This window comes from Yinghuangia soli (assembly GCF_021502675.1).
GTDB lineage: Bacteria > Actinomycetota > Actinomycetes > Streptomycetales > Streptomycetaceae > Yinghuangia > Yinghuangia soli.
Genome location: NZ_JAKFHA010000044.1, coordinates 58,801 through 67,071, shown reverse-complemented (window position 1 = coordinate 67,071; position 8,271 = coordinate 58,801). Strand labels below are relative to the sequence as shown.

Below are 8,271 nucleotides of genomic sequence, written 5' to 3'. Positions count from 1 at the left end.
CGCGGCAGACGTCGATGCCGCTGCCGTCGGGGAGCCGGCCGTCCAGGATCGCGACGTCGGGGTCGAGGGCCGGGATGCGGCGGACGGCCTCCTGCGCGGAGCCGGATTCGCCGACGACCTCGATGTCCGGTTCGGCGCCGAGCAGGTCGGACAGGCCGCGGCGCACGATCTCGTGGTCGTCGAGCAGGAACACGCGGATCGGGGCGCTCGGGGTCGGCATCACGGCTCATCTCTTCCGCTGTGTGGATTTCCAGTGTTGCAGGACGGCTCGGGAGCCGTCCTGACCTGCGGCGCAGCCTGCTGCTGTGCGGTGCGACGACGCCGTGCGGCGCGGGGCGGGCCGGTACGCAACGCCGGGCAGGTCGCGGTCGTGGTCGGTGGCCATGCCGGACGGTGTCCCTTGAGCCTGCCGCGTCCTGCCGCGCAGCCACAGGGCCGTTCGGCCCTGTCGCTTCCCCGCCGGCCCCGCACGGCGCCCTTGGGAAACACGGCAAATCCGCCCGCCCACCGCGCATCGGCAGGAAGTCCCGCCACCCCATCGGGTCATTTCCGCACCCGAGTCGCCCGGCCCCGGCAAGTCGCGGCAGAATGGCGGGAGCTGATCATGTCGGGACTGCGATGCCGTCTCCGTCCCCTGGGGAGGGGCCATGCCGGACAAAGCCGAACCGACCGGACCGCGCGAACAAGCGCCGATCCCGCGCATGCGCCTGGACGAGTTGCTGGACGAACTGCAGGCGCACATCGGCGTCGTACGCTCCTCCCGGGACCGGGTCCACACCCTCCTCGAAGCCGTCCTGGCCGTCGGCAGCGATCTCGACCTGGAGACGGTGCTACGCCGCATCGTCGAGTCCGCGGTGTCCCTCGTCGACGCGCAGTACGGAGCACTCGGCGTGATCGGCGACGAGGAGAGCCTCTCCCGCTTCCTCCCGGTCGGCATGGACCCCGAGACCATCGCGAAGATCGGCCCGTTCCCGGCCGGACGCGGGATCCTCGGCCTGGTCATCCGCGACCCGCATCCCATCCGGCTGCACGAGCTCGCCGAGCACGCGGACTCGTACGGCTTCCCGCCCAACCACCCGCCGATGCACACCTTCCTCGGCGTCCCCGTGCGCATCCGCGACGAAGTCTTCGGCAACCTCTACCTCACCGAAAAGCGCGGCGGCGCCGACTTCGACGAGGACGATGAAGCAGTACTCCGCACCCTGGCCGCAGCCGCAGGCGTCGCCATCGACAACGCACGCCTGTACGACGAGGCGCGGCGCCGCGAGCAGTGGCTCTCCGCCGCGTCCGAACTGACCCGCAGCCTGCTGTCCGGGGCCGCGCCGTCGGATGCGCTGCGCGCGTTCGCGGCCACCGTGCGGGAGATGGCCGGGGCCGACCTGGTCACCATCGCCGTCCCCGTCCCCGGCACCGACGACCTCGTCGTGGATGCAGCCGACGGCGAGTCGGCCGAGGACGTCCGCGGTCTGGTTCTCACCGGCGGCGCCACGCTCGCGGGCAAGGTGTACTCGTCAGGCGAGACGGCCGTCTCGGACAACCTCTCGGCCGACCCGCGCGTGCAGGACCCCGGTATCAACGACATCTACGGCCACTACGGCCCGGCGTTCATGCTCCCGCTCGGCACCCCCGAGAACGTCCGCGGCGTGCTGCAGGTCATGTCCCACCAGGGCCGCGCGCCGTTCTCCGACAGCACCATCGCGATGGTCACGGGCTTCGCCGGACACGCCGGCCTCGCGCTGGAGATCGCCGAACGCCGCCGCGACGCAGAACTGCTGACGGTCTTCCAGGACCGCGACCGCATCGCCCGCGACCTCCACGACGTCGCCATCCAGCGCCTGTTCGCATCCGGCATGACCCTCCAAGGCGTCACCCGCATCGTGGGACGCGCCGACGCCGCCGAAATGATCATGAAGACCGTCGACGACCTCGACGAGACCATCCGCCTCATCCGGTCCACGATCTTCTCCCTCAAAGCCCGCGAACGCACCGCAGGCACGGGGCTGCGCGCCCGCATACTCCAACTCGCCGACGAGGCGGTCGGATCGCTCGGTTTCGCGCCGACGCTGCGCTTGGAGGGCCTGCTGGACACCCGCGTACCGGAGGAACTCGCGGATCACGTCATGTCGGTGCTGCGCGAGGCCCTGTCCAACACCGCGCGCCACGCCCAGGCCAGCCGCGTCGAGGTGTCCGTCGAGGCCACCGCGGACCAGGTGACGGTACGCGTGACCGACAACGGCACCGGAATCCCCGCCGAACGCACCCGCAGCAGCGGCCTGGCCAACCTCGAGACCCGCGCCGCGGAACTGCACGGGACGTTCGGTGTCGCGTCCGGCGCCAACGGCACCGGTACGGCCCTGACCTGGCAGGTCCCGTACTCGAAGAGCTGACCTTGCTGCCCGGCCTTGGATCCGCGCGGTCGTCGAGCGGCTGAGGGCAGTCCGGCGATGGAAGCCGGGCGACCTGGACGTCATGGTCGTTCTCGACCCCGGCCGCAACACCCCCTGCATCGCCTATCTGCCCGCCGACCTACTGGTCTAAGTGCTCGGGCAGATCCGCTGGGACCGCGTTCCGCAGCTCAATGGGCGGGACCGAAAAGCGGGTCGCGGGCGATCCACGCATCAAGACGCCGCGGTTCCGGAGCGGGCACTTCGGGGACGGCAGGACCGTCCGGGCCGCACTCCGGCCACGTCTCGGCCAGCCATCGCCGACCACGGGCCGGAAGGAGGTCCCACTGCGTCCGAAGCTCGCTCACCAGGCGTACCGTCCGCTTGCCGCCGGCTCCGTCGAGGTGCCGCGCCAGATAGAAGATCGCCGCAACGGCAGGTGGCTGCACCGACAGGAAGGCCAAATCCGTTGGGGGCCCGGCTTCCTGCCGGCGTACCAGATGCCGGAGCCGGGTGAACGCGGCGTCGAAGGCGCGATCGTCCGCCGCATAGGCCAGCCCCAGCATCGCGTACTGCTTCACGGCCGCGTCCCGGCTCGACAAGGCCGCGGCAAGGTCCGCGGAGGCCTCGTGACCGCAGCGCTTCGCCAACGCCAGAACAGCCGCACACCGCATGTCCCGGTCCGCCGCGGGTGAAGCGAGCACAGCCCGCAATGCCCGCGGCCCATGCGTGCCTTGGGCGTCCCCCAGCGCGACGACGACCTCGAGATGGCGGCTGCGCGGCAGGTCGTCCAATGCAGCCGCCAATACGGCGTCACCGCTCGGGCCCTCCATCACCGCATCACGAACAGCCGCCTCGAATACGTCGATGCGACGATGCCGGACGCGTTCGCCCAGCGTTGGCACGGCACCCACTCGACACCCTCCTCCGACGCGGACGGCAACCCTTCCACAGCAAGCCGACACGCCCCGCCAAATGGGCCCGGCAGGATTGAAGACGAGTGGAGACGGCGGGGCGGCCGCCCCCGTGCCCAGCCCCGGCCTTCTCAGCCCGCGAGGCGGGTGATGCGGCGTCCGGTCACCAGTTCGGTGCGGATCCGGACCACGCACTCGTGCGGGCCCGGCGCCCACGGCTCCGGCAGGCGAGCGGCCAGGTAGTCGAACTCATCTCCCGGCTCGACTAGTTCTGCCAGCCCGGTGACGACCACGCTCCAGCCCGCCCGGCCGCAGGCGTCCAGGTCGTCGGCCTCGAAGGCCACGACGGCCTTGTCGAGGGCAGTCGCCAGCCGTGACTCGGCGGCGACCCGGAAGACCACGTCCCCCCGGCACACCGCGAAGTTCACCGGCCGCACGGCCGGCAGCGCCATGTCGGTGAACACCACCCGGCCCACACGCGCCGCAGTCAGCAGTTCCAGGGCCTCCGTCCGCCCCAGCTCGGCCATCACGGCCTGCGCAGCGCCGCTCACCGCCGTGCGTTCGTACGCGGCCGACCGCCGCCGCTCGACGGGCCGTGTCCCGGCCGTACCGGCCGTACTGGCAAGACCATGCGGCGCCGCCGGGCCGCTCCACGGTGGCGCCGGAGCATTCGTGTCCATGACGGATCCCCTCTGCTCTGCTGCGGACGGTCCGGGAAGCACCGCCCTGATCTCCCCACCGTCGCTCCCTGTACGCCGCCACCCCAGGGCCGAACGGCCTACGCCCGGCCCCTTCGGTCGGATCCGGTCCTGGTCGACCAGGATCCGTTCGACCGCGTTCACGGGACGAGTACCTTCGCTCCGTGACTGATCACGGAATCGCACTGCCGGTCTATCGCCTTCATCTCGTGCCGGCGGTCGTGGCACTGGCCAGTCCGACGTGGCAGCGCGAGGTGTGGCTCGATCCGACGCGGTTCGAGAACCTCGACTACACGGTGCACGTGCTGTTCGACGACTTCTGCGATGCGGACGATCCGCGGCCGTGGCTGGGGCAGTCCCTGCGCACCGAGGAGGAAGTCGACCTGATGGCGCACCTTGGTGCCGCCTACGGCGCCGTGCAGGACGCGGTCGGCGCGGACGCACGCGACGAGGTCTATCTGGACGCACCGGGCTGGCCCGCCGTGATGGCGGCAGCAGCCCGGCTGGCCCAGGTGCTCGTGGCCAACGACCTCGCGGCGCTCGACGCACTGCACAATGCGGGGCACCGCTGGCCACCTGTTGCCGACCGGATCGCATCCGAAAGCGATGCCTGACCGGTCGATTCACGAGCACACCCGGACCACCCAGACCGCCGCGGTGACCAGTGTCGGACGCGGGAAGCTCCCAGCCTCAGCGGCCCTGCACGACCAGGGCCGCCGTACAACCGGCCCGGCGGCAGGTCAGACCGCGGGAATGCGGCCGTCGAGCAGCGCGGTCCCCAGTTGCGTGCGGACGTGGATCACCGACTGGCCGCGGCGTTCCGAGGTGATCAGGCCGGCTTCGCGCAGCACGGCCGCGTGCCGGCTCGCAGTGGCGATGGACACGCCGATGGCGTCCGCCAGGCGTGAAGTGTTCGTACCGCTGCCGACGGCGTCCAGTGCGGCCGCCCGCGCGGCGCCGATCAGCCGGGCCAGCGGAAGCACCGACGCGGCCCCCTCGTTCCGGCCTCGCGCCAGCCAGTCCAGCGGCCGCGACACCGGATACGTGAGGGTGAGCGGGAGCGCGGGGCTCTTCATCGCGGTCGGGTGCAGGCCGCAGAAGAACGACGGGACCAGGTTCATCGAGCGGCCGTTCGGATGGAACGCCCAGTCGATCGGGCACGGCGTCGTCAGCGTGTCGTCGCCCCACGCCATCAGCTCCGGCGGGAAGCTCGCCAGCAGCCCGGTGACGCCGCCGGACAGCATCGCCTCGGCGCGGTGCGCCCGGTCCGCGGCGAACGCCCGTGCGGCCTCTGCCGCGTACGGTGCCACCGCGATCGCGTGGTAGCGGCGCAGCAGGCCGCCGAGGCGCTTGAGGGTTCCCGCGTCGCCTTGCGCCACCTCACGCGTCCAGCCGGGCAACGGCCTTTTCTGTGTGGCGAGTTCGGCGAGTTCTTCGCAGAGTCGGCGCCGCGGGGTGGAGAGCAGCCGGTCGACGCCGGACTCCACGTCCCCGGCGTTGTCCTGCGGGACGAGGAAGTCGGGGAAGTGGTCCGCCCACGGGTACAGGCGGGCCAGGTCGGCGACGGCACCAGTAAGGCCGGCGGCGTCCAGTTCCGCGCGTACCTCGTGCCGCCAGGGGTCAAATACGAGCGCGAGTTCGCGGTTCTGCAGGAGATGCAGGCTGAACGCGATCTCCCACATGGGGTCGAGCCGGTCGCTGATGCGGAGCCGGTTCAGGTCGTCCGTGGCCAAGTGAAACCGAAGCATGGCGCCCCCGTGGCGTCGGTGTCAGTCACCCGGACCAACGTAGCGACGTCCTGACGCTGCGGTGACGTTTGCATCTGGATCGAAAGGCTTGGCCGCCCCGAGCACCCGCGCCGACAGTGGCGGAGTCGGGCCGCGGGACCGGGCCCGGCGGAGACACCATCACGGGGAGGAAACACCATGGCACGCAGAAGGATTGCTTTCAGCGCATTCGCCGCGGTCGCCGCCGGCGCGCTCGCCGTCGCGGGCGCGAGCCCCGCGAACGCCGCGAACATCCGGCAGTACCAGGGGGCCGACTACGCCTCGATCGAGACGGCCACCCACCCCTGGGGCCGCTGGGTCGAGGTGTGCGACATGGAGAAGGACGGCAACGGGGTGTTCGCCAAGTTCCAGAACCCCATCGACTTCCCGAACGTGCAGACCGTGCGCGACTCGAACGGATCGGCGGCCGGCTGCGGCAACGCGAACGTCAGGAACTCCACGACCGCCTTCCAGGTCTGCGAGGAGGGCTTCTGGGGCATCACCTGCTCCGCCTGGAAGGACGCGTAGGCGCAGCACCACGCCCGGCTGACGAGCGCCCCGTCCCACGATGACGTGGGCATGGGTGTTCCACCGGAGGATGCCGTGCCCTAGAGGGGGAAAGGGCCTACGGAATCCGGCCGCGGGGCGGTCCCCGCCCCGCGGCGCTCCTCCCCGGGTGGCCGGATCCCCCGGACCCCCGATCGAGGAGCCCCGCGAACGTCCCCGGGGTCGAACACCATCAGCCGTACGGCGTACACACCGAGGAAGTCACGCCGACCATCACGTAGATCGTGTTCAGCCGGTCGAAGATCCGGAACTGCGCATCGAGAGTGAGGCTGAGCCCGCCGACCTGCTTGGTCCATTGGATGCGCAGCGGGTCGTTGCCCGGCGTCCGCGTCCAACCGTGCTCCGCCGCGACCCGGCCAAGGCCATCGGCGAGCGTCGCCGGAGTGGCCGGCGGCGCGGCGACATGGCCGTACGGCAGGTGCACCGACGAGGTGACCCCGACCGCCGGGGTCCGCACCTGGCAGTGCGCGGTGCTCGGCTCGGGGCCTCCGGCGAGCGCAGGCGCCGCGGCGTCGAGGCTGGTGAACCGCTCCGGCAGCAACGCATGGATCGCGCCGAGCACAGGCATCGCCGCGTCGACGACCGATACTGCGGCCGCGCGTTGCTTGTCGGTGACGACCGGCCCCACGACGTCGCCACCCTTGACCTCGTCCCCTGGCAGCGCGGGGGCTCCCCCATCGCACGCCGACGACGCCACGGCGGTCAGCACCACAGCGCCGCCCTGCGGGGTGCGCGCGACGGCTACCGTGAAGCGGCCGCCGTCCGCGTAACCGGTAAGGGCCCCGCGCACCTCGTACAGCGGCCATCCGCGGGCACGCGCCGCGTCGTGCAGGCGCCGTCCCAACTCGACGGGGTCGCCGGAGACAGGCGTCCGCGAAGTGGCGTTCTCGCTCGTCTCGCCGTCCTCCCCCGCCGTGCACTCATCCCGCTCGAACCGGACGGCCGTACCGGGGGCGATCACCTCGACGAGTTCGCGTACCGGCGCGAGTTCACTGTCCGCGATGTCGTAGTGCGGGCCCGTGGTGGCTTCGTGGTACGCCAGCCAAGCCATCCCGTAGAAGAACGCCACGAGCGCAACGGCCGCGATGCCGAGGCACCCGACCGCCTTGGCCGCCCGACGTACCGTCGGCCGCGCCCCCACCGTAGAACGTGGTGCCCCCATAAGCCCTCGCCCCCGCTCCGCCGACCATGCCCCTGGCGGCATGCGGCCGCGCTCTGACCAGCGAATACGGGCAACCGCCGGGCAACAAGGGGAATCTCCCTCCGCCTGTGCGGGTACTTCCGTACCAGTCCGCACCCTCGGTTGCCGCCTCTGAGATCGTGGCGGCCATGGGCGAACTGGTCGAGCGCGTGGACGAGACGGATCGGGTGCTGGGCGTCGTGGGGCGGGCCGAGGCCATCCGGAATCGGTGGCTCCACCGCATCGCCACCACCGTGTGCCGCGACGCCGACGGCCGGATCCTCGTCCACCGGCGGCCTGCGGACGCGTCCCGCTTCCCCAGGTATTACAACTGGCTCATCGGCGGCGCCGTAGACGTCGGAGAGTCCTACGAGGCCGCAGCCGCACGGGAGATCGCCGAAGAGCTCGGCGTGCGAACCGACGCGCGCCTCGTCGTCAAGTTCCTGTGCGACGGAGCAATCAGCCCGTACTGGCTCGGCCTCCACGAAGCCGTCCTCACCGACATGATCACGCCGGACGCCTCGGAGATCACCTGGCATGCGTGGCTCGCCCCTGACGAGTTCGCGTCTGCCCTCCGCCGGTGGGATTTCGTCCCCGATTCCCGCGAAGCCCTGGCCCGCTATGAAGGGGTGAGGCTGTCAGCTCCCCTTGCACTCCCGCCGGGCAGCGGGTAGCTCAGCGAGAGCGCCCCTCGCCCATGAATGGCGCCGGCCCCGACCGTGTGAGAACACGAGCAAGCCATCTGGCCACGCTGCGGCCTCG

Annotated in this window: 9 protein-coding genes; 4 read left to right on the top strand and 5 right to left on the bottom strand. The window is 71.4% G+C overall.

The features are described 5' to 3' along the window. Nucleotides 1-220: response regulator transcription factor (locus tag LZ495_RS38975; RefSeq protein WP_235053095.1), on the bottom strand; the 220-nt coding region annotated here is incomplete at its 3' end. A 427-nt stretch (nt 221-647) separates the two neighbouring features. On the opposite strand from LZ495_RS38975, the gene LZ495_RS38970 reads away from it, so the two are divergent. Beyond that, entirely contained in the window at nt 648-2,387 is a 1,740-nt protein-coding gene (locus LZ495_RS38970) for a GAF domain-containing sensor histidine kinase (protein ID WP_235057942.1), read from the top strand. A 188-nt stretch (nt 2,388-2,575) separates the two neighbouring features. On the opposite strand, the gene LZ495_RS38965 is transcribed toward LZ495_RS38970, so the two are convergent. Both LZ495_RS38965 and LZ495_RS38960 read right to left on the bottom strand, forming a co-directional pair. Then, the gene (locus LZ495_RS38965) at nt 2,576-3,289 is read right to left on the bottom strand and encodes a hypothetical protein (protein WP_235057941.1); all 714 of its coding nucleotides are present in this window, start codon (nt 3,287-3,289) and stop codon (nt 2,576-2,578) included. A 140-nt stretch (nt 3,290-3,429) separates the two neighbouring features. After that, nucleotides 3,430-3,849, bottom strand: a complete 420-nt coding sequence (locus LZ495_RS38960; protein WP_235057940.1) for a pyridoxamine 5'-phosphate oxidase family protein — start codon at nt 3,847-3,849, stop codon at nt 3,430-3,432. A gap of 311 nt (nt 3,850-4,160) precedes the next feature. Between LZ495_RS38960 and LZ495_RS38955 the strand changes: the two genes are divergently transcribed. Then, nucleotides 4,161-4,610: an SCO4402 family protein gene (locus LZ495_RS38955; protein ID WP_235057939.1), complete on the top strand. Its 450-nt coding sequence runs from the start codon at nt 4,161-4,163 to the stop codon at nt 4,608-4,610. A 126-nt stretch (nt 4,611-4,736) separates the two neighbouring features. Here the strand turns inward: LZ495_RS38955 and LZ495_RS38950 are convergent, their stop codons facing one another. Next, entirely contained in the window at nt 4,737-5,744 is a 1,008-nt protein-coding gene (locus tag LZ495_RS38950; RefSeq protein WP_235057938.1) for an ArsR/SmtB family transcription factor, read from the bottom strand. 177 nt (nt 5,745-5,921) lie between these two features. Here LZ495_RS38950 and LZ495_RS38945 point away from each other — a divergent pair, with 177 nt between their 5' ends. After that, complete coding sequence (locus tag LZ495_RS38945) at nt 5,922-6,290, top strand: hypothetical protein (protein WP_235057937.1); 369 nt, start codon at nt 5,922-5,924, stop codon at nt 6,288-6,290. 211 nt (nt 6,291-6,501) lie between these two features. On the opposite strand, the gene LZ495_RS38940 is transcribed toward LZ495_RS38945, so the two are convergent. Next, complete coding sequence (locus tag LZ495_RS38940) at nt 6,502-7,470, bottom strand: hypothetical protein (protein WP_235057936.1); 969 nt, start codon at nt 7,468-7,470, stop codon at nt 6,502-6,504. 188 nt (nt 7,471-7,658) lie between these two features. Here LZ495_RS38940 and LZ495_RS38935 point away from each other — a divergent pair, with 188 nt between their 5' ends. After that, a complete protein-coding gene (locus LZ495_RS38935; protein WP_235057935.1) occupies nt 7,659-8,183 on the top strand; it encodes an NUDIX domain-containing protein in 525 nt (174 codons plus the stop codon). Nucleotides 8,184-8,271 lie beyond the last annotated feature (88 nt).

Excerpts from the sequence above, each read along its gene's own strand:
- LZ495_RS38970 (WP_235057942.1), top strand. The coding sequence starts at position 648 with ATGCCGGACAAAGCCGAACCGACCGGACCGCGCGAACAAGCGCCGATC.
- LZ495_RS38950 (WP_235057938.1), bottom strand. The coding sequence starts at position 5,744 with ATGCTTCGGTTTCACTTGGCCACGGACGACCTGAACCGGCTCCGCATC.
- LZ495_RS38945 (WP_235057937.1), top strand. The coding sequence starts at position 5,922 with ATGGCACGCAGAAGGATTGCTTTCAGCGCATTCGCCGCGGTCGCCGCC.
- LZ495_RS38935 (WP_235057935.1), top strand. The coding sequence starts at position 7,659 with ATGGGCGAACTGGTCGAGCGCGTGGACGAGACGGATCGGGTGCTGGGC.